21 protein-coding genes and 1 tRNA gene are annotated in these 25,389 nt (G+C 70.7%); 9 read left to right on the forward strand and 13 right to left on the reverse strand.

The genetic code is table 11. The features are described 5' to 3' along the window. On the reverse strand, positions 1–1,191 hold a 1,191-nt coding region (locus FB384_RS25960; protein ID WP_323985444.1), incomplete at its 3' end, for a 5'-3' exonuclease H3TH domain-containing protein. A gap of 199 nt (positions 1,192–1,390) precedes the next feature. On the opposite strand from FB384_RS25960, the gene FB384_RS25965 reads away from it, so the two are divergent. Beyond that, positions 1,391–1,834: a hotdog fold thioesterase gene (locus FB384_RS25965; RefSeq protein ID WP_183787486.1), complete on the forward strand. Its 444-nt coding sequence runs from the start codon at positions 1,391–1,393 to the stop codon at positions 1,832–1,834. A 76-nt stretch (positions 1,835–1,910) separates the two neighbouring features. Continuing rightward, positions 1,911–3,632: a hypothetical protein gene (locus FB384_RS25970; protein WP_183787487.1), complete on the forward strand. Its 1,722-nt coding sequence runs from the start codon at positions 1,911–1,913 to the stop codon at positions 3,630–3,632. 136 nt (positions 3,633–3,768) lie between these two features. On the opposite strand, the gene FB384_RS25975 is transcribed toward FB384_RS25970, so the two are convergent. Further along, positions 3,769–4,383, reverse strand: a complete 615-nt coding sequence (locus tag FB384_RS25975) for an ANTAR domain-containing response regulator (RefSeq protein ID WP_183787488.1) — start codon at positions 4,381–4,383, stop codon at positions 3,769–3,771. A gap of 196 nt (positions 4,384–4,579) precedes the next feature. Between FB384_RS25975 and FB384_RS25980 the strand changes: the two genes are divergently transcribed. After that, a tRNA-Leu gene (locus FB384_RS25980) sits at positions 4,580–4,653 on the forward strand. Positions 4,654–4,720: 67 nt separating this feature from the next. Here the strand turns inward: FB384_RS25980 and pip are convergent. The 4 genes from pip to FB384_RS26000 all read right to left on the reverse strand — a co-directional run bounded on the left by pip (position 4,721) and on the right by FB384_RS26000 (position 9,967). Beyond that, positions 4,721–5,692, reverse strand: coding sequence for a prolyl aminopeptidase (gene pip / locus FB384_RS25985; RefSeq protein WP_183787489.1), 972 nt, complete (start codon positions 5,690–5,692; stop codon positions 4,721–4,723). 151 nt (positions 5,693–5,843) lie between these two features. Further along, positions 5,844–7,547, reverse strand: coding sequence for an ABC transporter transmembrane domain-containing protein (locus FB384_RS25990; RefSeq protein WP_183787490.1), 1,704 nt, complete (start codon positions 7,545–7,547; stop codon positions 5,844–5,846). After that, a complete protein-coding gene (locus FB384_RS25995) occupies positions 7,544–8,665 on the reverse strand; it encodes a DUF1611 domain-containing protein (RefSeq protein ID WP_183787491.1) in 1,122 nt (373 codons plus the stop codon). Before FB384_RS25995 ends, FB384_RS25990 begins: the two co-directional genes overlap by 4 nt. A 366-nt stretch (positions 8,666–9,031) precedes the next feature. Further along, positions 9,032–9,967, reverse strand: coding sequence for a LysR family transcriptional regulator (locus FB384_RS26000; RefSeq protein ID WP_183787492.1), 936 nt, complete (start codon positions 9,965–9,967; stop codon positions 9,032–9,034). A 125-nt stretch (positions 9,968–10,092) separates the two neighbouring features. Between FB384_RS26000 and FB384_RS26005 the strand changes: the two genes are divergently transcribed. After that, the gene (locus FB384_RS26005) at positions 10,093–11,508 is read left to right on the forward strand and encodes a M20 family metallopeptidase (RefSeq protein ID WP_183787493.1); all 1,416 of its coding nucleotides are present in this window, start codon (positions 10,093–10,095) and stop codon (positions 11,506–11,508) included. Then, positions 11,505–12,794 carry an MFS transporter gene (locus FB384_RS26010; protein ID WP_183787494.1) on the forward strand — a complete coding sequence of 430 codons (1,290 nt, stop codon included), beginning with the start codon at positions 11,505–11,507 and terminating at the stop codon, positions 12,792–12,794. The genes FB384_RS26005 and FB384_RS26010 overlap by 4 nt, the downstream gene beginning before the upstream one ends. A 101-nt stretch (positions 12,795–12,895) precedes the next feature. Here FB384_RS26010 and FB384_RS26015 read toward each other — a convergent pair whose 3' ends face one another. After that, entirely contained in the window at positions 12,896–13,834 is a 939-nt protein-coding gene (locus tag FB384_RS26015; RefSeq protein ID WP_183787495.1) for a LysR family transcriptional regulator, read from the reverse strand. A 106-nt stretch (positions 13,835–13,940) separates the two neighbouring features. Here FB384_RS26015 and kdgD point away from each other — a divergent pair, with 106 nt between their 5' ends. From kdgD to FB384_RS26035, 4 genes are all read left to right on the forward strand, one after another. Beyond that, positions 13,941–14,867 (forward strand): 5-dehydro-4-deoxyglucarate dehydratase, encoded by a 927-nt coding sequence (gene kdgD / locus FB384_RS26020; RefSeq protein WP_183787496.1) that lies wholly within the window; start codon positions 13,941–13,943, stop codon positions 14,865–14,867. After that, the gene (locus FB384_RS26025; protein WP_183787497.1) at positions 14,864–16,444 is read left to right on the forward strand and encodes an aldehyde dehydrogenase (NADP(+)); all 1,581 of its coding nucleotides are present in this window, start codon (positions 14,864–14,866) and stop codon (positions 16,442–16,444) included. Before kdgD ends, FB384_RS26025 begins: the two co-directional genes overlap by 4 nt. 83 nt (positions 16,445–16,527) lie before the next feature. Then, positions 16,528–17,874, forward strand: a complete 1,347-nt coding sequence (locus FB384_RS26030) for an enolase C-terminal domain-like protein (protein WP_183787498.1) — start codon at positions 16,528–16,530, stop codon at positions 17,872–17,874. A gap of 87 nt (positions 17,875–17,961) precedes the next feature. Next, the gene (locus tag FB384_RS26035) at positions 17,962–19,416 is read left to right on the forward strand and encodes a GntP family permease (RefSeq protein ID WP_323985442.1); all 1,455 of its coding nucleotides are present in this window, start codon (positions 17,962–17,964) and stop codon (positions 19,414–19,416) included. A gap of 73 nt (positions 19,417–19,489) precedes the next feature. On the opposite strand, the gene FB384_RS26040 is transcribed toward FB384_RS26035, so the two are convergent. The 6 genes from FB384_RS26040 to FB384_RS26065 all read right to left on the reverse strand — a co-directional run. Beyond that, on the reverse strand, positions 19,490–20,563 hold the full coding sequence (locus FB384_RS26040; protein ID WP_323985443.1) for a mandelate racemase/muconate lactonizing enzyme family protein: 1,074 nt from the start codon (positions 20,561–20,563) through the stop codon (positions 19,490–19,492). Beyond that, positions 20,560–21,438 carry an NAD-dependent epimerase/dehydratase family protein gene (locus tag FB384_RS26045; RefSeq protein WP_183787500.1) on the reverse strand — a complete coding sequence of 293 codons (879 nt, stop codon included), beginning with the start codon at positions 21,436–21,438 and terminating at the stop codon, positions 20,560–20,562. Before FB384_RS26045 ends, FB384_RS26040 begins: the two co-directional genes overlap by 4 nt. Positions 21,439–21,523: 85 nt before the next feature. After that, entirely contained in the window at positions 21,524–22,507 is a 984-nt protein-coding gene (locus tag FB384_RS26050) for a TRAP transporter substrate-binding protein (protein ID WP_228726713.1), read from the reverse strand. A gap of 57 nt (positions 22,508–22,564) precedes the next feature. Continuing rightward, entirely contained in the window at positions 22,565–23,860 is a 1,296-nt protein-coding gene (locus FB384_RS26055; RefSeq protein WP_183787502.1) for a TRAP transporter large permease, read from the reverse strand. Then, positions 23,857–24,402 (reverse strand): TRAP transporter small permease, encoded by a 546-nt coding sequence (locus FB384_RS26060; protein ID WP_228726714.1) that lies wholly within the window; start codon positions 24,400–24,402, stop codon positions 23,857–23,859. The genes FB384_RS26055 and FB384_RS26060 overlap by 4 nt, the downstream gene beginning before the upstream one ends. 178 nt (positions 24,403–24,580) lie before the next feature. Further along, a partial coding sequence (locus FB384_RS26065; protein WP_183787504.1) for a LacI family DNA-binding transcriptional regulator occupies positions 24,581–25,389 on the reverse strand: 809 nt, incomplete at its 5' end.

Consider the following 25,389-nt stretch of genomic DNA (forward strand, 5'->3'; position numbering starts at 1 on the left):
AGCCTTGAGCGCATGCCCGGTCTTGTGCACCTCGGGGTCGGCGAGCCAGGCGCCCAGTGCCGCCTCGTCGTCGGCGTCGAGTGTCGTCAGGTCCAGGTAGGCACCCTCGCCGTCGGCGGCCGCCAGCGCGAGCGATGCGGCGTCGGCGGCGATCGAGGTGCCGGTGACCCGCACGGCGAGTCCGGTGGTCGTGCCAGCCGGGGCGTGTTCGGCCAGCCACGCCGCGACAGTTCCGGGCGCCAGCGCACCGCCGCTGACGCTGAAGCCCTCGTCGGCCTCGGGCTCGGCGCTGGAGAGGGTCGCGAACAGCCGGTCACGCAGCACGCGGAACTCGAGCTCGTCGAACAGCCGGTGTACCGCGTCGCGATCCCACGCCTTGACCTCGAGGTCCGCCGGCGCCTCCGCCAGCGGGACGTCCCGCACCAGCTCCGTCAGCTGCCGGTTGAGCAGTACGCCGTCGAGGTGCGAGCGCAGCGCGTCACCTGCCTTGCCCTTGACCTCGTCCACGCGGTCGACCAGGTCCCCGAGGGATCCGAACTGGCGGATCCACTTCGCCGCCGTCTTCTCCCCCACTCCCGGGATGCCGGGCAGGTTGTCCGACGGGTCGCCGCGCAGGGCCGCGAAGTCCGGGTACTGCACCGGAGACAGGCCGTACTTCTCCTGCACCCCGTCCGGGTCGAACCGGACGAGGTCCGAGACGCCCTTCTTCGGGTACAGCACCGTGATCGTGTCGGTGACGAGCTGCAGCGCATCCCGGTCCCCGGTACAGATGAGGACCTCGTAGCCCGTACCGGTCGCCTGCGTCGACAACGTGGCGATCAGGTCGTCGGCCTCGTAGCCCGGTTTCTCCAGCACCGGGATCGTCAACGCACCGAGGACCTGTTTGATCAGCTCGACCTGGCCCTTGAAGTCGTCCGGGGTGGCCGAACGGTTGGCCTTGTACTCGGCGAACGTCTCCGTGCGGAACGTCTGCCGCGAGACGTCGAACGCGACGGCCAGATGCGTCGGCTCCTCGTCCCGCAACAGGTTGATCAGCATCGACGTGAATCCGAAGACCGCGTTCGTCACCTGGCCCGTCGACGTGCGGAAACGATCCGCCGGCACGGCGTAGAAGGCGCGGTAGGCCATGGAATGGCCGTCGATCAGCAACAGTCGCGGAGTCCCCGTCCCTGCGTCGGCGGGCGCGGACACAGCCGACGACGCGGGCGGCGGTGTGGCGGCGGACGGTTCGGTGTCCGCCGACGGTGCAGCTGTTCCTGCCGAGGGTGCTGCGTCCGCCGACGATGCTGTGCCTGCGAACGGTTCATCGGTCTTCGCGTCTGGACTCACACCCGTGAGTCTAGGGTGAGGGTCCGACAGCGCTGCCTGTCCCTAGACCGAGGAGAGACGAGTGACCAACAACGGTTCTGAGCAGGCGTTTCGGGAGTCGCTGGCGGGGCTCACCCCCGAGATCGCGGCCCAGCAGCTCAACGACAAGGTCGGGATGGAATTCGGCCAGCTCTCGCCCGAACGCGTGACGGCCACGATGCCCGTCGAAGGCAACCTCCAGCCGTACGGGCTGCTGCACGGCGGCGCCAACGCCGTGCTCGCCGAAGCGCTCGGCTCGACCGTCGCTGCGCTCAACGCCGGTGACGGCCGCATCGCCGTCGGCGTCGACCTGAACTGCACCCACCACCGTGCGGTCACGTCCGGCACCGTCACCGCGGTCGCGACGCCCGTGCACGTGGGCCGTTCGGCGGTGACCGCCGAGATCGTCATCACCGACGACGCGGGCCGGCGCAGCTGCACCGCCAGGCTGACCTGCATGGTCCGCGACGCCCCTCCGTCGGCCTGACCACAGGCCGACGTCGCGCCCGGTGCCCGCCCACGGGGGCGGCGGCTACCGGGCGACCTGCCGATAGCCTGACCGGATGAACTCCGACGACGTGCCGCTCCCCGTGGTCGAACTGGCCTCCTACATCGAGGACTACCTCGCCGACGAACCGGAATTCGAGGTCGACCCCGACGTCGCGACGACCGCGCTGCAGCTGCTCGCCGACGAGTGCGGAGTGCGCGACCTCGGCGAACTCCGTGACGGCGACATGACCCGGCTGCTGCTCCAGGTGTACCCGGCGGCCCGCCCGGACGACGACCCGAACGACGTGGTCAACGCCGTCGACCTGATGCTGGACTTCGCGTTCGACACCGAGCGCATCGACGAGGACAGGCACGGCGAGCTGCTCGGTGAGCTCGACGACGCTGAGACCGCCCTGTTCGGCACGCTCGACCGGCCGCGGCTGGCCGAGAACGAACAGGATCTGAAGACGCTCTACAACCTCCCCGACCGGCTGGGCCCGGTCCGGCTGCCCGCCGAGGACGAACTCGCCGAGCAGGCACGCCGCTCGCCGCTGCTCACCCGCGCCCGCGCACTGGCGGAGGCCGTCATCGACGGTCAGGACCTCGCAACGGCGGCGGACGCGGCGGAAGTGTCCGAAACGGACCTTCCCACCGTGGCGGAACTCGCCTCGCACGTCGGTTTCGTCGAGTTCGACGACGCCGAAGACTCCGGTGCCGAGGACTCCGGTGCCGAAGACGACGAGGCGGGCGATGCGGACGAGGTCGTGCCGTCGGAGGGCCCCGCCTTCGACGAATGGCCCGGCGGTGACGACGACGAGGTGCTCACGGTGTGGGGGCACGCGCTCAACACCCTGCTCGCATGGAGCCTGCCCGCCGACGCCGACCGAGCGGGTGACGAGACCCTCGACTTCACCGGCACGTCGGCCTGGTTCGTACCGCTCCTGCTGACCTGGCGCGTGGGCCTTCCCGTAGGCGCGATCAGCGACATGATGGCCGACATCGCCACCGACGACCTTCCCGCCGACGAAGCAGGCGCGGCGTGGCGCGCATGGTCGGCACAGCACGGCGACCCGGCCGAGGTGCTCCTGGGCAGGCTCGCCGACCTGGGCGCCGTGGAGCTCGACGACTCCCACGAGGCCGCCGCGAGCGTGGGCACCGTCGCACGGCTCACACCGCTGGCCGCCGCCTCGTTGCGCGGCGAGCTCGTCGAGTCCGGTGTGGACATGCCGCTGCTGCCCGCGCCGGAGGACATGGCGGCCACCGATCTGATCGACGTCCTCGCCCACGGCCTCGACGGGGAGATCCAGGCGGAGGCGCCGGTCTGGTTCGCCGCCCACACGCCGCTCGGCGGGGCGCGTGCGCTCCTCGCCGTGGCCGCCGACGGCGACGCTCCGCGCCGCGCGGACGCGATCACGCTGGTCCGCGAACACGCGGGCGCCGAGGCCGAGGCGGCCTGGCAGGAGGTCGAGGACGTACCCACCCTCCGGTTGCACGCCCGGCTCGAAACGGCCGCGCTGCGCGGTGAGGACAGCGATCTGGGCGATGCCGAGCTGGCCTGGCTCGCCGTCGACGCCATCGCGGGCAGGCTCGGCAGGCACGAGTCCGACGTGGTCACCGCGGTGATCGAGCACATCATCCCGGCGGGCGCGACGGGACCGGTCGACACGATGTGGCGGGTCGACCACCCGGACACGGTCACCGTCCTCACCGCGGTCGGTGAGCACCATTCGGACAAGGCCGTCGCGAAGGCGGCCCGCAAGGCGCTCCACAAGGCGGCCGATCGCGCCGGTACGTAGCACGGAGCCGCGCTGCCGACTCCGGCTCCGCCGCGGGCCGTTGCGGCTTCCGACGACGCGGGCCCCGTCACCACGGGTGTGGTGACGGGGCCCGGTGCGGTTCGGGGACCCGGGACGGCGCCCGGTCCCGCTCGCGTCAGTCGGCGATGCTCTCGATCACGGCCTCGGCGACGTCCTTCATCGTCGAACGCCGGTCCATGGCCGTGCGCTGGATCCACCGGAACGCGTCCGGCTCGCTCAGTCCCTGCTGGGACATGAGCAGACCCTTGGCGCGGTCGATCACCTTCCGGGTCTCGAGCCGGTCCGTCAGACCCGCCACCTCGGACTCGAGTGCCTGCAGCTCGGCGAACCGGCTCACGGCCAGCTCGATGGCCGGCACCAGGTCGCGCTTGGCGAACGGCTTGACGAGGTAGGCCATCGTCCCGGCCTCGCGTGCCCGTTCGACGAGGTCACGCTGTGAGAACGCGGTCAGGATCACCACCGGGGCGATCCGGTCACCCGTGATCTTCGAGGCGGCTTCGATACCGTCGAGCTTCGGCATCTTCACGTCGAGGATCACGAGGTCGGGCTTCAGCTCGGTCGCCAGCTTGATGGCTTCCTCACCATCGCCGGCCTCGCCGACGACCTCGTAGCCTTCCTCGCGCAGCATCTCGACGAGGTCGAGGCGAATCAGCGCCTCGTCCTCCGCGACCAGCACACGGCGCTGGGGTGCGGCGGCGCCTTCGCTGGCCTCGGTAGCCGCTTCGGTCACAGGGCTCCTCCTGGGACGATCGATCAGGCAAGACATAGCGGTTTCCGCTAGGTGCAGGTTACCGGTTCCCCGGCCGGTCGTGACGATGGCCTTCGCCACGCAAGGTGATCACACGCCGGAAACCACAGCAGCCGCCGGACGTGGTAACCCGAATGCCGCCCGCTGTGTCGCGTCGAGTACAGTCGGCAGCCCACCCGCCCCCGTAGCCCAATTGGCAGAGGCACACGACTCAAAATCGTGCAAGTGTGAGTTCGAGTCTCACCGGGGGCACACATTGCTTGTCGGGCCGAGGGCCCGCTGACCTGTCGTCGACTCCGTACATTTCCGCCGATCCTGTTCACGCCCCAGGTGCGAAACGGTCGGTGGCGGCGGTGATCGCCGCGGTCATGCTGCCGCCACGGTGTCCGGTGTCGTCGAGGACCACCAGCTCGCTGCCGGGCCAGGCGCGATGCAGCGCCCACGCCGTGTCGAGCGGACCGCTGACGTCGTAGCGCCCGTGGATCAGCACGGCGGGTATCCCGTGGAGCCGCTCGACGTCACGCAGCAGCTGCCCCTCGTCCAGGAAGCTGCAGTGGGACCAGTAGTGGGTCACGAGGCGGGCGAACGTCAGCTGGAACACCGGGTCGGCGACCGACAGGTACGGCTCCGCGTCGGGGGCCAGCGACATGTGGGTATCCTCCCACTCGCACCATCGGCGTGCGGCCTCGGCGCGGACCTCGGGGTCGCGATCGTGGAGCAACCGGCCGTAGGCGGCCGCCAGGTCGCCGTCACGCTCGGCGGAGGGCACGCCGTCACGGAACCGTTCCCACTCACGCGGGAACACGCGGCCCATGTCGCGGGTGATCCAGTCGGTGCCGCGCCGGTCGCCGTCGGTCACGGCCGCGAGCACCAACTCGGTCACCCGCTCCGGATGCGCCTGCGCGTACGCGAGCGCGAGCGTGACGCCCCACGAGGCGCCCCACACCAGCCAGCGCGTGATCCCCAGGTGCACCCGCAGCGCCTCGATGTCGGCCACGAGATGCTGGGTGGTGTTGGCCGACAGGTCGGCGACCGGATCGGCCGCCGACGGGGTGCTGCACCCGGAGCTGCGCTGGTCGAACAGGATCACGCGGTAGCGGTCCGGATCGAACAGGCTCCGCATTCGCGGAGAGCTGCCGGTGCCGGGACCACCGTGCAGGGCGACGGCGGGCTTGCCGCCGGGGCTGCCGGACACCTCCCAGTAGACCGAATGGCCGTCGCCGACCTCCAGCATCCCGGATTCGTGCGGCTCGATCGGTGGATAACGCCCGTCGTAGGATCCACTGCCCATCGAGGCATGATCGCGCGCCGCGACCGCGACAGGCAATCAGCGGACACCGCCGGCGAGCGGCTCCGCGGGAGTCGCCGTTCCGGCCGTGCACTCCGCAGCCCCCACGACGCAGCAGCCCCACGACGACGCAGCAGCCCGTTCCGGGGCGCCGTCACCGGACGCCCTCGGTGCGATGCCGGTCCCTGCCGAAGCCCGCCGACGTCGCGCGGGCCCGCTCGCCCGCCGCCGCGGTCAGGTCCCACACCTCGGGTTCGCCGGCGATGTCCTCGGCCGCGTCGGTGGCCAGGACGACCACGCCCGGGTAGTCGGCCAACACGCCCCGCAGCAGGTCCGCACCACCCGCGCCCAGCTGCTCCTCGATGCGGTCCAGCACCAGCAACGGCGGCCGCCGGTAGCACGCGCGAGCGAGCTGCAACCGTGCGCGCTCGGCGGGCGACAGCGGTTCTCCCCCGCGGCGCAGTGTGGTCCGCTCCCCCTTCGGCAGGTTCCGGACCCGCTCGGCGAGCCCGACGGCGGCGAGCTCCCGGTCCACCGGCTCCGTCGAGGCGGGATGGCGGTAGCGCACCGCGCGGGCGATCGTGCCGCGCTCGAGAGCAGCGCCGCGTGCCGCGAAGCCGACGTACCGCCGACGCTCCTCCGGCGCCAGACTCCCGAGGTCCTGTCCGGACACCCGTACCCAGCCCCGCGCCCTGCCACCGGCCGTGGTGGTGCCCGCGAGCAAGCCGATGACGGCGTCGACCCATTCGGGATTCTCGCTGCGCAGCACCACGCGCGCTCCCGGTGCGGCCACCAGGCCGGGCACCCGGTTGCCGTCGAGCCACAGGTCGTGCACGTGGACCCCGGACGGTCCCGGATCGCCCTGGCGTGGCGCCTGCGTCCTGGCCTGCCTCCCATCGGGCGTTGACGTGACGAGCGCGGGCGCGAGGATCCGGCGGGCCGCCAGGAACGACTGCCGGTATTCGACGATGCGGCCGAGGTCGTGGATCGGCGTCGTCAGCACCCCGACGATCGTGATCGTCGTGGCCACCACCGCGTGCTCGAGCCCCGTCCACGCGCCCGCGACGACGACTCCGAGTGTGGCGATCGCTGCCGCGCCGACGGCGGCGCCGCGGAGGTATCCGGCGACGTGGGCACGGCGGACGGCGGTCGCCCGCACGTCGGCGCTGCGCTGGGCGATTCGGCCGAGCTCGCGGCGGACGCCGCCGGCCGCGCGGATCACGGTGCCCGCCGCCACCGTGTCACTGACCTGCGCGGCCAGCCTGCCGCGAGCGGCGCGCACGCTGCGGGCACGCAGGTACGCGGTCCGCGCCAGCAGTCCGAACACGACCACGAGCAGCACGATCGGCACCGCCACCGCTCCCGCCAACACCGGATGCACCAGCGCCAGCACGACGAGCACCCCCGCGACCAGCGGCACCGCACCGGCCAGCGGGGCGATACCCCACGCGATCCAGTTGCGCACCGCGGCGAGGTCGTTGGTCGCGCGGGCGATCGTGGTCCCCAACGACGGACCACGCCCCTCCGCGAGCGCCGCGGCCAGCAGACCGCGGCGCAGCTGGTGCACATAGTCCTGGCCGAGTTTCTCGGCCAGGATCCACTCGGCGACGCGAACACCGCTCATGCACAGTGCAGCCAGCAGCAGCACTCCCACCCAGAACCATCGATCCGCCGGTGTCGCCTGCAACAGCCGCGGCATGCTCAGGGCGGTGACACCGGCCAGCGCCGCCTGTCCGAGTCCGGCGCACACGAGCAGCGCGACCATCGTCCTTCTGCGGCCGGTGAGCAGGGGTGGCAGGGATGCCGCTGCCGGTGCCGCCCGAGCCGCCGCGTCCGGTGGGACGTCGGAGGCCGTCACAGCAACGCCGTCGCCACGTCGGGCTCGGCGAGCGAAAGCGTGTCGATCACCGGCACGTCCAGCACGGACCGTGCCTCCCGCATCGCCAGGGGCGCCGACGTGAGGACCCCGCTGACCGCTCCGACCGGCACCCCTCGCTCCGCGAGCAGGGCCACACCGCCCGCGGCTCCGGCCGCCCCGTCCGCCGCGAAGACGACCCGGTCGACCACCCGGGCGAAGAGCGGGTCGGCGAGCAGCCGGGCCGTCTCCTCCTGGTAGAGACCATCGGCGAGTTCGAGCACGACCACGTCCGTCCCCGGGTCCGACAGGTGCGTCACCAACGACAGCAGGACGGCGCGCACCTCGTCGTGGGCCAGCCGGAACGTCGTGGGAAAACCGAAATCGGTGAAGTCGAGGACCTCGGACGCGCCCGCGTCCACGAACCCGTGGGGATCGCCGCCCGCGCCGGTGCCGGTCACCTTGCCCGCGGCGACCCGCAACCCGGACCGGGCCAGCCCTCGGATGAGGGAGCCGGCGGTGGTGGACTTTCCGGAATTCATCGAAGTACCGACCACGCCGATGACCGCAGGTCCCGTGGTAAGGGCCGGGGCGGCCGTGTCCGGCAGCAGTGCCCGCGAGGCGTGGCGGCGCAGCGCGACGACGCCGTGGGCGTCGGCGAGGAGCCCGAGCGGGCGGATCGCCGTTGCGTCCTCGATGTCCCGGTGCTTGTCGGTCGCCAGTGCGGCGATGCCGCCCGCCGCGACGAGATGTGCCGGGCCCAGATCGCCGGGCACGACGGCTTCGAACTGGTCGGGGGCGTACCGGTGGCCGTAGGCGACCAGGATCTCGTCGCCCGGGAACAGCGTCTGCCTGCGGCCGACGGGGCTTTCCAGTCGCTTGTGCATCCCGATGGCCTCCACCCTCGCCAACACGACCTCGCCCGGCTGCGGGGTCACGTCCGGACCGTCGAGCAGGCCGTACCCCTCGGGCGAGGCATCGATACCGGCGGCGACGAACCGAGTGGTGTAGGCCTTCTTCGCGCGCCGCAGCCGGTCGGGACTCAGGCGCGTCGGGGACGGCGCTGCCTCGGGCCAGGTCGGCGGCACGAGCGTGCGGTCCTGTTCCGTAGAAACGGTCATGGTGCGGTTCTCCTCACTGTTCGGGCGGCACGTGCACGGCCGACGCTGTTCCGGCGGCAGGTGTCAGTGCGGCCCTGGCTGGACGGCAACGGTGGGACGACGCTGGCCCGGTGGCGCTGGGTCGGTGGTCGCACGATTCCCGCGCTCTCACCGGACAGGACGCTATGGGCGGCGAATGAGGACTTCATGGGGCCGAGATGAACGAATCCTTATCCGCGGGCGCGCATCTCCCGCGCGAAGGCACTCCAGGGGACGTCCGGGGTGCGGTGCGGCGTCCTGATCGGACACGCCGGCGGCTTCGCCGGAATCCGTGCCCGCGTGCGGCGACACGAGCCGAGGCCGCCGCACGCGCACGCGGCGCGTGGATCAGACCGCTCCCGCGGCCGCCGGGTCGTCGCCGGCCTGGCCGCGCAGCAGCGACACCAGCAGACCGGTGAACTGCATGGCCGGCGCAGGCAGCCTCCTGCCGGGCATCGTCTGGACCTGTGCCTCCCGCTGGCGGAACACCGGATGGTCGAGCCGGACGTAGGACACGCCGTCGGAGGACCCGTCGCGGTCCAGGTCACCGAGATCACCGATCAGCGCGACACCGCCACCGTCGCGCACGAACTCGTGCAGCGGCGCCAGTTCGTCACACACGAGGACCGGCGTCACGGTCAGGCCCTCCATGCCGGCGCCGAGGTCGAACAGCTCGCGTTGGCTGGTGCTGGGCGAGGCCAGCGCCAGCGGGTACTCGCACAGCTCCGCGAGCCCGATGCGTTCTCGCCGTGCCAGCGGATGGCCCGCGGGCACGATCGCGGCGACGTCGGTGACCTTCGCGCACTCCACCCGTACGTCGTGCTGCGGTCCCATCGCGTAGGTCACGGCGATGTCGGCGATACCCTCCGCCACGCGCCGGGTCGCCTCCTGCCGGGAGACGATGTCCAATTCGAACGTCACCTCGGGACGCTCGCGGCGAAACCGTGCCATCGCGCGGGGCACGAGCCGCCTGCCGAAACCCTCCGAGCACGCCACGATCACCGGCCGCACGTCGTGGGCCGAGCCGGCGCGGAGTTCGTCGACGAGCGCCGCCGACTCGGCCTCGTTGCGGCGCGTGTGCGCCAACAGTCGCGCCCCGGCGTCGGTCAGCACCATGCCGCGTGGCTTACGGTCGAACAGCGGAAGACGCAGGTCCGCCTCGAGTTTGGCGACCTGCCTGCTGATCGCGGAGGGCGCGACCTGCAACGACTCCGCCGCCTTGGTGACGGAGCCCGTCCGGGCGACCTCCGCGAAATAGGCCAGTCCCATCGGCAGCAGCTGCATCACGACCGCCTTTCGTGAGCGTTGCCGATATTAGAACGGTCGATGGCGAAAACGGCAATGGTGACCGCCGTGTCGATCCCCTAATCTGCTCGACCAGGCACCGTCGAGCAGCCCGGGGTGATTCCGTGCTTTCCGAGAAGATCCGCCGAAACGCCGAGAGCTACGTCGACTCCGGCGGTTTCCGCGACGAACTTGCGCGACTGGTCAGCTACCCAACCGAAAGCGCGACCGCCGAGGGCCGCGTTGCGATCAAGGCATACCTCGACGAGGTCCTGACGCCGGCGCTCACGGAGCTCGGCTGCACCGTCACCGAACACGCCAATCCGGACCCCGCGGGCGGACCGTTTCTCGTCGGCACCCGTGTCGAATCCGCGGACCGGCCGACCGTGCTGTGCTACGGACACGCGGACGTCGTCGAAGGGCTCGGACAGCAGTGGAGCGACGGCCGCGACCCGTGGCGGCTCACCGTCGACGGTGACCGCTGGTACGGGCGGGGCGCCGCCGACAACAAGGGCCAGCACCTGGTCAACCTCGCCGCGCTGCGGCTGCTGCTGGCCGAACACGGTGAGCTCGGATTCAACCTGACGATGCTGTTCGAAACGGGCGAGGAGATCGGCTCACCCGGGCTCGCCGAGTTCGCCGCCGCCCACCGCGAGCTGCTGGCAGCCGATCTGTTCCTCGCCTCCGACGGCCCGCGGCTCGACGCCGCCACACCGACGCTGTTCCTCGGCTCCCGCGGCGGCCTCGGTATCGAACTCGACGTCGACCTGCGCACCGACTCGTACCATTCCGGCAACTGGGGTGGACTTCTCCGCAACCCGGCGACGACGTTGGCCGGCGCCGTGTCGAGCCTCGTCGACGGGCACGGCCGCATCCGCGTCCCCGAGCTGCTCCCTCCCGAACTGCCCGACGAGATCCGCGAGGCGCTCGCCGACGTGCGAGTGGCCGCGAGCCCCGGTGACCCGGTGCCCGACGACGGCTGGGGCGAACCCGGATTGACCCCGGCCGAGCGACTGTACGGCTGGAACACCCTCGAAGTCCTGGCCCTCGGCGCCGCCGACGTCGACCGGCCCGTCAACGCCATTCCCGGTCGGGCCAAGGCGGTGCTGCAGCTGCGCTACGTCGCCGGCACCGACGTCGACAGAGCCGGCGAGCTCATCGCCTCCCACCTTGCCGAACACGGCTATCCGACGGTGGACGTGAGCATCACCGGCCGGTTCGCGGCCAGCCGCACCGATGTGGACGGACCGTGGCCACGCTGGGCCAGGGCGTTGCTCGAGGAGGCCACCGGCGGGAACGTCGCCGTACTTCCCAACATCGGCGGCTCGCTGCCCAACTTCGTGTTCACCGACGTACTCGGCATGCCGGCACTGTGGCTACCGCACTCGTATCCCGGGTGCCTGCAGCACGCACCCGACGAGCACCTGCTCGCACCGATCGCCCGGGAGGGAATCGTCCTCGCGGCCACCCTGTTCGACGCGATCGGCCACCCCACAACCGATCACCCGCTGCCGACCCTCGGACGGGAGGACGCCCGATGACGGCCTCGGCCACGGCGCCCGCGCGCACCCCGGTGTCGGCCCGGCGCGCGATCGCCGCCGCCACCATCGGCAACGCTCTCGAATGGTTCGACCTGGCCATCTACGCCCTGATGGCGACCTACATCGGCAGCACGTTCTTCCCCGAAGGAGCACCCGGGGCCCAGCTGGTGCAGGCCTACGCCGTGTTCGGCGTGACCTACCTGATCCGCCCGTTGGGCGGCCTCGTCCTCGGCGCCTACGCGGATCGGCACGGCCGGAAGAAGGCCCTGGTGCTGACGATCTGGCTGATGGTCGCAGGCACGTTCCTGATGGCCGTCATGCCCGGCTACGACACGCTCGGGCTCGCCGCGCCGCTGCTGGTCGTGGTGGCCCGGCTGATCCAGGGTTTCGCCGCGGGCGGTGAGTTCGGTGCCGCGACCTCGTTCCTGGTCGAGCAGAACGAACGCCGCAAAGGGTTCTTCGGCAGCTTCCAGTTCGCCAGCCAGGGATTGGCGACGCTGATGGCCGCCGGCTTCGCCACCGGTCTCACGGCGCTGCTGTCGGACGAGGCCATGACGAGCTGGGGCTGGCGGGTGCCGTTCGTGTTCGGGCTGCTGATCGGCCCGGTCGGGTACTACATCCGCCGCCACGTCGACGAGTCCCCGGCAGTCGCCGACGACAGCGGCGCGCCCGCCACCGGGCGGCGCTCGCCCATGCTGGCGGTGTTCCGCGACCACTGGGGTGGCCTGCTCATGGCAGGCGGTGCGCTCGTGGTGTCGACGGCGCTGAACTTCATCCTGCAGTACCTGCCGACGTTCGGCATCGAGCAACTGGGACTGGACGATTCCCTGTCGTTCACCGCACTGCTCATCACAGGGGTGATCCTGACCTTCCTCACCCCGTTCGTCGGGATGCTGGCCGACCGGTTCGGCCGCCTGCCGATCATGGTGCCCGCGGCACTGCTCATCGGCGGAGGTGTCGTGCCGCTGTTCGTCTGGGTGACCCACGTTCCGTCGTTCCTCACCCTGGCCGCGGTCATGACCATTCTCGGCATACTCAAGGCCTGCTACTTCGGCGCGCTGCCGTCGGTGATGTCCGACGTCTTCCCCGCGCGGGCCCGCGCCACGGGGCTGTCGTTCAGCTACAACACGGCAGTGGGCGTTTTCGGCGGGTTCACACCGACGATCGCGGCGGCGCTGGTCGCCGGTACCGGCTCGCAGATCTCGCCCGGGTACTACCTGCTCGCGGTGTCGTTCGTGAGCCTGGCCGCACTGGCGGCCGCCTTCCATACCCGCGGGGTCCGCTGACACCGCTGCTCCCACCGTGCCCGGCCGGCGGACCGCACGTCCCCGGCCGGGCACCGGTACGTCGGGCCCGTGGGTGCGTCGGGCCAGTGGGTGTGGCGGTCTTATTCGGACGTTCCGCCCACGGCGCTGTCGCCGAGGTCGAGGACCGGGTCACCGCGGTCGTCGGCGGCGGTGAACAGCTCCAGGAAGGCTGCGAGCGCGGGGTTGTCGTTCTCGGCGCGCCACGCCACCCGCAGCTCGACCGGGTCCGGAACCGGCAGTTCCACGGGCCGGAAGGCGAGCCCGGCGAACCGCAGCCGTGCCGCCGTCGCCGGCACCAGCGCGATCCCGAGCCCCGCCTCGACCAGCGCCAGCACGGTGTGCACCTGCGAGACGTACTGCACGTACGTCGGCCGCACCCCCGCTTCGCCGAAGATGCCCACGACGAGGTCGTAGAAGTAGCGCGCCTCGAGCGGCGAGTACCCGACGACGTCCGCCCCGTGGAACGCCTCCAGCGGCAGCAGCTGCTCGCCGGCCAGCCGGTGCCCGGCTGGCAGCGCGGCCACCAGCGCCCCCGTGCCCACGAGGCGGGACTCCACACCGGGCGGCGTCGGCGGCCGCACCAGGCCCGCGTCCAGCGTGCCGGTCGAGATCCGGTCCAGCTGATCCCGGGTGACCAGTTCCTGCAGCACGACCTCGACGTGCGGGAGCCGCTCGGCCACGGTGCGCAGCACGGTGCCGAGGACGCCGTATCCGGACGTCGCCGTGAATCCGAGGTTGAGCAGACCGGCACGTCCCGCCGTCATCCGCCTGGCCGACTGCGCCGCGTTCGCAGCGTCGTGCAGCAGCCTGCGGGCGTCTCGCAGGAACGCGCGGCCGGCAGGGGTGAGGCGGACCGTCCTGCCGCCGCGGTCGATCAGGTTCACCCCGAGTTCCTTCTCCAGCAGCTGGATCTGCCTGCTCAGCGGGGGCTGTGTCATGTTCAGCCGCTCGGCGGCACGGCCGAAGTGCCCTTCCTCGGCGACGGCGACGAAGCCCGTCAGCTGGTGGATCGTGAACATCGATGCAATTCCTGAATCAGAGGATGCGAAAACAGAGTTGGACGTGCATTACTCGTCGAGCCTAGCGTCGCCTTCACGGGCCAGACCACCCTGGAGGAAGTACGCAATGTCCCAGTTCACGCCCCACGAAACAGCCCGGCAGCTGTCGGACGGGCTCCTGTCCTTCCCGGTGACGCATTTCCGGGACGACCTGAGCTTCGACGAGCCCGCCTACCGCGAGAACATCGCCTGGCTGAGCGGCTTCGGCGCGGCCGGGCTCTTCGCCGCGGGCGGCACCGGCGAGTTCTTCTCGCTGACGCCCGACGAGGTGTCGACGGTCGTGACCGCGGCCGTCGCCGAGGCGCCCGACGGCGTGCCGGTGATCGCCCCCGCCGGATACGGCACCGCCACGGCCGTCGAACTGGCGCGCTCCGCCGAGCGGGCGGGCGCCGACGGGCTGCTGCTTTTGCCGCCGTACCTGACCGAGGCGTCGCAGGACGGGCTCGTCGAACACGTCAAGGCCGTCTGCGCGGCCACGTCGCTCGGCGTGATCATCTACAGCAGGGCCAACGCGATCTACACCGACGAGACCGTCGCGCGGCTCGCAGACGCGTGCCCCAACCTCGTCGGCTTCAAGGACGGCGTCGGCGACATCGAGCGCATGACCCGCATCCACACGCGGCTCGGCGACCGGCTGACCTACGTCGGCGGCCTGCCGACCGCGGAGACGTTCGCCCTGCCCTACCTCGAGATGGGCGTGACGACCTATTCGTCGGCCATGTACAACTTCGTGCCCGAGTTCGCGCAGCGCTTCTACCGCGCCGTACTCGCCCACGACCGCGCCACGGTCGACCACTACCTCGCGGAGTTCGTCCTGCCCTACTGCGACATCCGCAACCGCAAGGCCGGCTACGCGGTGAGCATCGTGAAGGCGGGCATGAAGGCCATCGGGCGTCCCGCGGGGCCGGTTCGTGCCCCGCTGACCGATCTCGACGACGACGAACTCAAGCAGCTCGACGAGCTGATCTCCCGCGTTCCCAAGGAGAACACATGAGCACACCGACCGGTCAGATGATCATCGCGGGTGAGCCGGTCACCGGCAGCGGCACCACGATCCGCGCCGTCGATCCGGCCACGGCAGCGGAAATGGAGCCCGCCTTCACGTACGGCACCCACGACGACGTCGACCGCGCATGCGCCGCCGCATGGGACGCGTTCGGCGACTACCGCGCGCAGCCGCTGAGCAAGCGTGCGGAGTTGCTCGAACGGATCGCCGACAACATCGAGGCGATCGGCGACGCGCTGGTCGAACGTGCACACGCCGAGTCCGGTCTGCCCGTGGCCCGGCTGACCGGCGAGCGCGGCCGCACCACGGGACAGCTGCGCATGTTCGCCACCCTGCTGCGCGAGGGCAACCTCGAGATCCCGCGCATCGACCCCGCGCAGCCGGACCGCACGCCGCCCCGCGCCGACATCCGCCAACGGGACGTGCCGCTCGGACCCGTCGCCGTGTTCGGTGCCAGCAACTTCCCGCTTGCCTTCTCGGTCGCGGGCGGCGACACCGCGTCGGCACTCGCGGCGGGATGTCCCGTGGTCGTCAAGGGGCACGACGCCCACCCCGGGACCTCCGAACTCGTCGGGCGCGCGATCGCCGCGGCGGTCACCGAGACCGGCATGCCCGCGGGCACGTTCTCGTTGCTGTTCGGCCACGGCCCCGACCTCGGCACGGCACTCGTCACCGATCCGCGTATCCGCGCCGTGGGATTCACCGGCTCCCGCCAGGGCGGCCTCGCGCTCGTCGCCGCCGCGCAGGCACGGCCCCGACCGATTCCCGTCTACGCCGAGATGAGCAGCACGAACCCGGTGTTCCTGCTGCCGGGCGCGCTGGCCGACCGGGCAGAGGAGATCGCCGCCGCGTTCGTCGGTTCCCTCACCCTCGGCGCGGGCCAGTTCTGCACCAACCCCGGCATCGTCATCGGCGTCGACGGGCCGGACCTGCAGCGGTTCGTCGATGCTGCCACGACCGCGATCACCGCTACGGACCCGGCGACGATGCTCACCCCCGGGATCGCCGATGCCTACGCCAAGGGCGTCACCACGCTGTCCGGCCACGACGGCGTCGAGGTACTCGCCCAGGGCTCCGAGTCCGACCGGCCGATCACCTGCCGCCCGGCTCTGCTCGCGACCGACGCCGAACGGTTCGCAGCCGACGAGGCGTTGCAGCAGGAGGTGTTCGGGGCCTGCGGCATCGTCGTGCGGTGCCGGGACGCTGCCCAGGTCCGTGCGGTCGCCGAGGCCCTCGAAGGGCAGCTCACCGCAACGGTGCACACGGGGACCGGTGACGAGCCGGACGCCGCCGCCCTGCTGCCGACGCTCGAGCTCATGGCGGGCAGGGTGCTGTTCAACGGCTGGCCCACCGGCGTCGAGGTCGGCCACGCCATGGTGCACGGCGGGCCGTATCCGTCCACATCGGATTCGAGGACGACCTCGGTCGGCACGCGGGCCGTGGAGCGGTTCCTGCGCCCCGTGTCGTACCAGGACGTGCCGCCCGAACTGCTACCGAGCCCGATCGCCGACGGCAATCCCGACGGCGTGCTGCGCCGCGTCGACGGCGCTCCTGGCAAGCACTAGCGATCCCCGTCCGGGTGCCGGTTCCGAGCGTTCGGAGCCGGCACCCGGACCGGCCACCACGGAAACAGTCGAAGAGGACAGTGATGACATCGGTGCAACGCACGGTGGTGACCGGGATGCGCGTGGTCCCCGTCGCCGGCCACGACAGCATGCTGCTCAATCTGAGCGGAGCGCACGCCCCGTTCTTCACCCGCAACCTGGTGATTCTCACAGATTCGGACGGTCACACCGGCGTCGGCGAGGTACCCGGCGGCGAACCGATCCGCACCACGCTCGAGGAATCGGCCGACCTCGTCGTCGGATCATCCGTCGCCCGGTTCCGCTCGGTGCTGCGCGACATGCAGCAGCGCTTCGGCGACCGCGACGCAGCGGGACGCGGCAACCAGACCTTCGATCTGCGCGTCACGGTGCACGCCGTGACCGCCGTCGAATCGGCCATGCTGGACCTACTGGGCCGACAGCTCGACGTGCCCGTGGCCGAGCTGCTCGGGGACGGCAGGCAGCGGTCGCAGGTCCCCGTCCTGGGCTACCTGTTCTTCGTCGGTGACCGCGGGAGGACCGATCTCCCCTACCGGTCGCCGTCCGACGAACCGGCGGACGCCGACGACTGGGCCCGGCTCCGCCACGAGGAGGCACTGACCCCGGACGCCGTCGTGCGCCTGGCAGAGGCGGCCCGCGATCGCTACGGTTTCCGCGACTTCAAGCTCAAGGGCGGCGTCCTGCCCGGCCGCGAGGAGGCCGAGGCTGTTCGGGCACTGGCCGAGCGGTTCCCCGACGCCCGCGTGACGCTCGACCCCAACGGCGCCTGGCCGGTCGCCGAGGCGATCGAGCTCGGGCACCACCTGCGCGACGTCCTCGCCTACGCCGAGGACCCGTGCGGCGGGGAGGCCGGCTACTCCGGTCGCGAGACCATGGCCGAGTTCCGCCGCACGACGGGTCTGCCGACCGCGACGAACATGGTCGCCACCGACTGGCGCGAGCTCGGCCACGCCGTGCGCGCCGGCTCCGTCGACATCCCGCTCGCCGATCCGCACTTCTGGACGATGAGCGGATCGGTTCGAGTCGCCCAGTTCTGCGCCGACTGGGGCCTGACCTGGGGCTCGCACTCCAACAACCACTTCGACGTCTCGCTCGCCATGTTCACGCACGTCGCCGCGGCCGCGCCGGGCGAGATCACCGCGATCGACACCCACTGGATCTGGCAGGACGGGCAACGGCTCACCCGCGAGCCGCTGCGGATCGCCGACGGCCTGCTGCCGGTTCCGGACGCCCCCGGGCTCGGCGTCGAACTCGACCTCGACCGAGTCGAGGCTGCGCACGAGCTGTATCTGCGCGAAGGACTCGGAGCGCGCGACGACGCCACCGCGATGCGTTACCTCGTCCCCGGCTGGACGTTCGACCCGAAACGCCCCGCCCTCGACCGCGGCTGACCCGACGCCGCTGCCAGCTCCCCGTAATTCGTCCCCATATCCCGGCACGCGCGTGTCGCGTGCCGTCCTCAGGAGGCAATGAAGCCTGTGAACACTCTTACCCTGGCTGCCGAACAACCGGACACGGCATGGACCCTGCCGTCGTGGGCGCTCCTGCTGCTCGTCGCCGGCGGCATCGCGCTGCTGTTGTTGCTCGTCATGAAGGCCAAGCTGCACGCATTCGTGGCACTGCTCGTAGTGAGCATCGTCGTCGGCATCGCCGCAGGCCTCGAACCGTCCGCGATCCCCGCTGTCCTCGAGGAGGGCATGGGCGACACGCTCGGCGAGATCGCCGTCATCGTGGCACTCGGCGCGATGCTCGGCCGCGTCATGCAGGAGTCCGGCGCGGCCGGCGTCCTGTCGAGCCGGCTGCTGGCCGCGTTCGGCGAACGCAAGGCACCCCTGGCGGTCGGGCTGACCGCGCTGATCTTCGGCATCCCGGTGTTCTTCGACGTCGGGTTCATCATCATGTTGCCGCTGATCTACGCCGTCGCCCAGCGTTCCGGCCGTTCGGTCATCAGCATCGCCCTGCCCGCGGTCGGCGGACTGGCCATCATGCACGCGGTCCTTCCACCCCACCCGGGCCCCGTTGCGGCGGCCGGCCTGCTGGGCGGCAACCTCGGCTGGATCGCGATCATGGGCCTGATCTGCGGCCTGCCCGCTTGGTTCTTCGGTGCCTACCTGTTCGGCACCCGGATCGGCGACCGGCTGAACGTTCCGGTTCCGGCGCAGCTGGTCGGTGAGGCTCAGGAGAAGTCCGGCCAGGCGGCATACGACGGCGACAGCGGCGCGGGCGCCTCCGGAGCCTGTACGGCCGTACAGGCTCCGCCGTCGCTGAAGGTGACGGTCACCGTCATCCTGCTGCCGGTACTGCTCATCATGCTCAACACGTTCGCGGGCGTCGTGTTCCCGGAGGGCGCGGTCCGCAGCACCCTCGAGTTCGTCGGCGCTCCGGTCGTCGCCCTCACGGTCGCCGCACTCCTGTCGTTCTGGTTGCTCGGCCTGCGCGGCGGCTTCAGCATGGAACGTATCGAGAAGGCCGCGTCGGCCTCGCTCGGCCCGGTGGCACTGGTCCTGCTCGTCACCGGCGCGGGCGGAATCTTCGGCGCGGTACTCGAAGCGACGGGGGCGGGCCAGGCGCTCGCCGGCGCGTTGTCCGGCACGGCACTGCCCGCGGTCGTGCTCGCCTTCCTCATCGCGACCGCGCTGCGTGTCGCACTCGGTTCGAAGACGGTCGCGATCGTGACGACCGCGCCCATCGTCGCCCCGCTCATCCAGGAGTCCGGCATGTCGCAGCCGGAGATCGCGCTCGTCGTCATCGCGATCGCCGCAGGCGGCACCGTGCTCTCGCATGTCAACGACTCCGGGTTCTGGCTGTTCAACCGCTACATGGACATCGACATCCGGACGACGCTCAAGAGCTGGACGCTGATGGAAACGTTCATGGGCGGCATCGCGTTCGCAATCGCCCTGGCCCTCAGCGGAGTGCTCGCACTGACCTGACCGGCACCCGACCACCGGCACCGGACGGCCCGGCCGGTCTCCCCACGGGGAGACCGGCCGTTCGGCGCGTGCGTCACACATCGAACACCAGTCCGTGGCCGGGGCCGGTGTCGGCGCGGGCTCCGGCGGCGTCGACGGTCACCCCCGAGGGTTCGGCCAGCCCACCGAGCTCCTGCAGTGACGCCCGGTCGATCGCCTCCACCATGGACACCACGGGCACGCACAGTGCCAGCTGCGCCGACATCTCCGGCAACAGGTGCGGCGCCACCGGCACGTCGTAGGCGGCCGCGAGCTCGGCGATCCGTAGGAACGGCGTGATCCCGCCGACGCGGACCACGTTGGGCTGCGCGATGTCGCACACGCCGGCCGCCAGCATGTCCCGGAACTGCCGCACGGTCCGCAGGTTCTCCCCGACGGCGAACGGCACCCGCGTCGTCGACCGCAGCCGCACGTGTCCCGCGAGGTCGTCGGCGGGCAACGGCTCCTCGATCCAGTACGGATCGAACCGTTCGAGCGCGTTGACGGCGCGCGAGGCCGTCGGCACGTCCCATCGCTGATTGGCGTCGACCATGAGCTTGGCGTGCGGGCCGATCAGCTCGCGCACCGCCGCGACGCGCTCCAGGTCACGGTCCAGCTCGGCGGAGCCGACCTTGATCTTCACCGCCGTGTGCCCGGCCTCGACCCATCGGCTCACCTGCGCCTTCAGCTCATCCAGGCTGTAGTCGAGGTTCACACCACTGGCGTAGGCAGGCACGATCTCCCGGCGCCTGCCGAGCAGGTCCACCAGGCTCGTGCCCGCCACCCGGGCACGCAGGTCCCACAGTCCGATGTCGACGGCCGCCTGCGCCATCGCCGCGATACCACCGGGTCCGGCCTCGTGGAGCCGGGCGTACAGCGCCTCCCAGACCGAAATCGGATGGGTTCCCGCCTCGCGCAGGAAATCCGCGCACTCGTCCTCGAGCAACGCGCGCACGGCACTCGCCCCGACGCGCGGGGTCCAGCTGAACCCCGTGCCCTCGGCGCCGCCGGCGTCGCGCAGCCGGGCCACGACGACGTCGTGGAAGCTGACTCCGCCGTCCCACGTCCCCGGCAGCGGCAACCGGGTGCTCGCGCACCTCAGCTCGGCGATCCCCGCGGCGGCGCTCACACCAGCTCCGTGCGCCAGTCGTACGTCGGCTCCCAGCCGAGCAGCCCACGCGCCTTGCTCGTGTCGAACGCCGACGCGGTGCCGGTCAGCTGCCCGGCGATCTCGTCCGGTACGGACATGTGCTCGGGAAGGAGTTCGCTCAGGGGCTTCTCCGCCAGCGCATCGGCCGCCGCCACGAAGAACGTCTCGCCGTTCGGCACGTGCTCCGCCTTCGCCAACAGCAACCGGACGAACTCCGCCGCGTCACGGGCATCGACGTAGTTGAACAGCGACACCGCCGCCTGGCTCCGGTTCTCGAGCCGCTGCCGCACCGTGCCACCACCCTGGGTCGGGGCGCCGCGCCACTCCTCCGGTGACACCACGAAGCAGGGACGAAAGATGTGGAACCGGCCCTCACCCCGGCGCGCGAACGCCCGCACGACGTCCTCGGTGGCCGCCTTCGACATCGTGTAGGCGTTCCACGGCGCCACCGGATGGTTCTCGTCCAGCGGGAGATAGGACGGCTGCCATCCGGCCGGGTTGCCGTATCCCATCACCGTCGGGCTGCTCGCCACCAGCACGTGCCCGACACCGAGGTCGGCCGCGGACTGGCAGACGTTGTAGGACAGTGCCGTGTTCGTGGTGAACGTACGGACCTCGCTACGCATCCCCGGCGCCGGGATCGCCGCCAGATGCACGATCGCGTCCGGACGGAAGCGCGCCAGCGTGGAATAACACTCACCGGCGTCGGTGAGATCAGCCGGGAACGTCACGACGTCGTCGTCGCGCTGCTCCGGCGCCGTATCCACCGAGACGACCTCGTCGCCCGCCGCGGCGAGCGCGCCGACCACATTGCGACCCAGTCGTCCCGACCCTCCGGTCACGAGGACCCGCATTCCTACTCCTCACACATGGTGGCCTCGTCGTGCGGGCAGGGTGTGCCCGCACGACGGGGAACATCGATTCTCCGTAGCGAAACCGCTACTGCTTCTCCGCAGCCTCGACGGCGTCCATGAAGTCGCCGTACTGGCCGGCGTATCGCTCCTTCAGGCCGCCCACCGCGTCCTCGAACGGCTGCTTGTCGTCGACCTCGGTGATCGTCACACCCGCGTCCTCGAGTGTCTTGCGGCTCGCGGTGACCTCTTCCTGCCACAGCTCGCGCTGGACCTCCGTGGACTCCTCGGCCACCTCACGCACGAGCTGCTGGTCCTGTTCGGACAGCTGGTCCATGGCGGACTGGGAGATCATCAGCACCTCGGGCACTCGCTGGTGCTCGTTCAGCGTCAGGTTGTCCGCGACCTCGTAGTGCCGCGTCGAGACGTAGCTGGGCAGGTTGTTCTCGGCGCCGTCGATCACACCGGTCTCGATGCCGCTGTAGACCTCGCCGAAGTCCATCGTCGTCGCCGAGCCGCCGAGCTGTTCGACCACCTCGGCCGTGATCGAACCCGGCTGTACCCGGATGTTGCGGCCCGCCAGATCCTCCGGCTTCTCGACGGGCTTTCCGTTGGTGTAGAGCGACCGGGCTCCCGAGTCGTAATAGGCCAACCCCACGGCACCCATCTCGGACAGTTCGTCGAGCTTGGCCTGGCCGCCCTCGCCCTGCAGGAAGTTCCAGAAGTGCTCCTCGCTGGCGAAGGCGTACGGGATGCCGTAGGCCTTCCACGACGGGACGAACTCGCCCACGAGGTTCGCGTTGGTGCGGTTGAGTTCGACCGAGCCCATCTGCATCTGCTCTAGGACGTCCCGTTCCTCGCCGAGCTGGGCGTCCGGGTACACGTCGACCTGGATCCGGCCGTCGGAACGCTTGCTCAGTTCCTCGGCGAACCACTCGTCGGCCTTCGTGGTCGGATAGTCGCCCGGATGGGTCTCCGCCAGCCGCCAGGTCACCGATTCCTGGGCACCGCCTGCGCCGCCGCATGCGGCCAGACCGAGTCCGAGCGAGGCCGCCAGGGCGACCGTGGTCATTCGACGAAGCGCTGCGCTGCGCATATGTCTCCTTTCACGGGGAACGGGGAGCCGCCGTCAGAAACCGAGCCAGTGGGGCAGGGTCAACGACAACGAGGGGACGAAGGTCACCAGCAGCAGGCAGGCGACCATCGGCAGATAGAACGGGAGCACGCCGCGGGCGGCCTGTTCGATGCGGATGCCGCCGATCGCGGAACCGACGAACAGCACACTGCCCACGGGTGGCGTGATCAGGCCGATGCCGAGGTTGAGCAGCAGCATCACGCCGAACTGCATCGGGTCCATACCCAGCGACGTGACCACCGGGAGCAGGATCGGCGTCGTGATCAGGATCAGCGGCGCCATGTCCATGATCGATCCCAGGACCAGCAACAGGACGTTGCACAGCAACAGGATCACGACCGCGTTGTCGGACAGCCCGAGCAGCGCCTGGGTGAGCGCTTCGGGCAGTTGCAGCACGGTCAGCAGATGCCCGTAGGCGCCCGCCGCCGCGATCAGGAACAGCACCGTGCCGAGGGTCTTCACCGAACGGCGCAGCATGCCCGTGAATGCCCGCAGCGGCACCTCCCGGTACACACCGAACGTGATGAGCACGGCCCACAGGCAGGCGATCGCCGCCGACTCGGTCGCGGTGAACACTCCGGTGAGAATGCCGCCGATCACGATCACCGGCGTCAGCAGACCCAGCAGTCCCTGCCAGACGATCTTCGGCACGTCCCTCGCCGGAATCGGCTGCCCCTTGGGGTGGCCCTGTTTCCTGGCCATCACGTAACACGCCACGAGCAGCAGTGCCGCGATCAGCAGGCCGGGTACGACACCGGCCATGAACACGCCGCCGATCGAGACACTGCCTCCAGCGGCGAGCGCGAAGATGATCATGTTGTGGCTCGGCGGGATCAGCACGCCCTGGGTGGCGCTCGAGACGGTGACACCGACCGAGTAGTTGGCCGGGTAACCCTGCTCGCGCATCATCGGCAGCATCACCGAGCCCACCGACGAGGTGTCGGCGACCGCGGAGCCGGAGATACCGCCGAAGAAGGTGCTGGCCACGACGTTGAGCATGGCCAGACCGCCGCGCAGCCAGCCGACGAAGACGTTGGCCAGGTCGATCAGCCTGCGGGCGACACCACCACCGGCCATCACCTCACCGGCGAGGATGAAGAACGGAATGGCCAGCAACGGGAACGAGTTCAGCGCCTGGACCATCTTCTGCCCGACGAGCGGCAGTGGAACGGAGATCCACAGCGCGGCGGCGATCGACGAGACCGCGAGCGCCAACGCAACGGGGACGCGCAACAGCATCAGCACGGCGAACCCGCCGAAGAGCAGCAGGACGGCGACGGGGTCGATCATCGGTCATCCCCCTCCCCGGAAGGAGCGGAACCCGCCGTGCCGGCATCGGACCCCGGATCCGGCGGATCGAGCGGTATCAGACCGAACAGCTGCAGCAGGCTGTAGACGACGATCAGCACACCGGCCACCGGCATCGCCGCGTACTGCACGGAGGTGGGAAGACCGGTGGCCGGCAACGTCGAATACATCATCAGCTGCGTGAACTCACCGCCTTGAATGACGAGGTAGCCACCGAACGCGGCCATCAGCGCGGGCGCGATCCGGATGGCGACGGCCCGCAGGATCCCGGGCAACCGGTCGACGACGAACCCGACGGCGATGTGGCTGTGCTCCCGAATTCCCTTGGCGATACCGAGAAAGGCGAGCCAGCACAGCAACAGCAACGCGACCTCGGAGGCCCAGCCCGGGGTGAATCCGAGGACGAACCGGGCGAAGACCTGCCAACTGACCACCAGCACCATGGCCACGAGACCGAGGAGGGTCAGCGCATCGGTCGTCCGGTCGACGACGACGAGCCCCAGGCGTAACGCCCTGGCCGGCATCGGCGGCCTCGATGGGGACTGTGACATGGGACGAGAAACTCCGATCGGCTTTGATGGAGCACGCACGGCCACACCGTGCGAGAAACCGGTTTCTCACCCTAGCCGCGGGCGCGATGCTGTCAAGACCGGATGCCGGATCGGTCGTGGCCGAACAGTCTTCGTGCAGGCGCCGGACGGATCAGCGCGAGACTCTGGCCGTGCTCTGCCGGACCTCCAGCCGCGGCGTGAAGCACACGTCGGCGGGCGGTTCCTCCCCGCGCAGCACGGCCGACAGACGCTGCCAGGCCTCCTCGCCGAGCGCTTCCTGCGGCACGGCGACCGTGGTCAGCATCGGCGAGGCGTAGCGGGCGAACGCGATGTCGTCGAACCCGACCACGCTGACCTCGTCCGGCACCGACACCCCGATGGCATGGAACTTGCCGAGCGCGCCGAGGGCCACCAGATCGTTGTAGCCGATGATCGCGGTCGCTCCGGTGCCGAGAGCCCGGTCGGCCGCCTCGTAGCCGTCCTCGTGCATCGAGCCGCATTCGAGGACCGTCAGCTCGAAACGCCCCTCGGCCGACGCGTGCAGTGTGTCGAGCCGCTCCTGGTTCGACACACTGGCCATCGGGCCGGACAGATACGCGACGTGCCGGTGCCCGAGGCCGGCGAGATGAGCGACGAGGGCGCGGATTCCGGCCGCGTAGTCCACCGCGACCATCGGTGCGAGCAGACCTTCGACGTGCCGGTTGACCAGGACGAACGGCTCGAGTTTCCCCGCCAGTTCCAGGAGCTCCTGATCGTGCGAACGCGGTGAGCAGAGCACCAGCCCGTCGGTGCGCAACCGCGTCTCCTGCGCCAGGAACGGTTCCTCGAGCGGCATCTCGTGGCTGTCGGTGACCAGCACGCGGTACCCCTCGACCCCGGCCGCCCTGCTGATCCCGCGCAGCACCGACTGGAACATCGGGTTGCCGAGATCCGGCACCAGGATCGAGACCAACTCGGTCC

It is taken from the genome of Prauserella sediminis (assembly GCF_014195435.1).
GTDB lineage: Bacteria > Actinomycetota > Actinomycetes > Mycobacteriales > Pseudonocardiaceae > Prauserella > Prauserella salsuginis.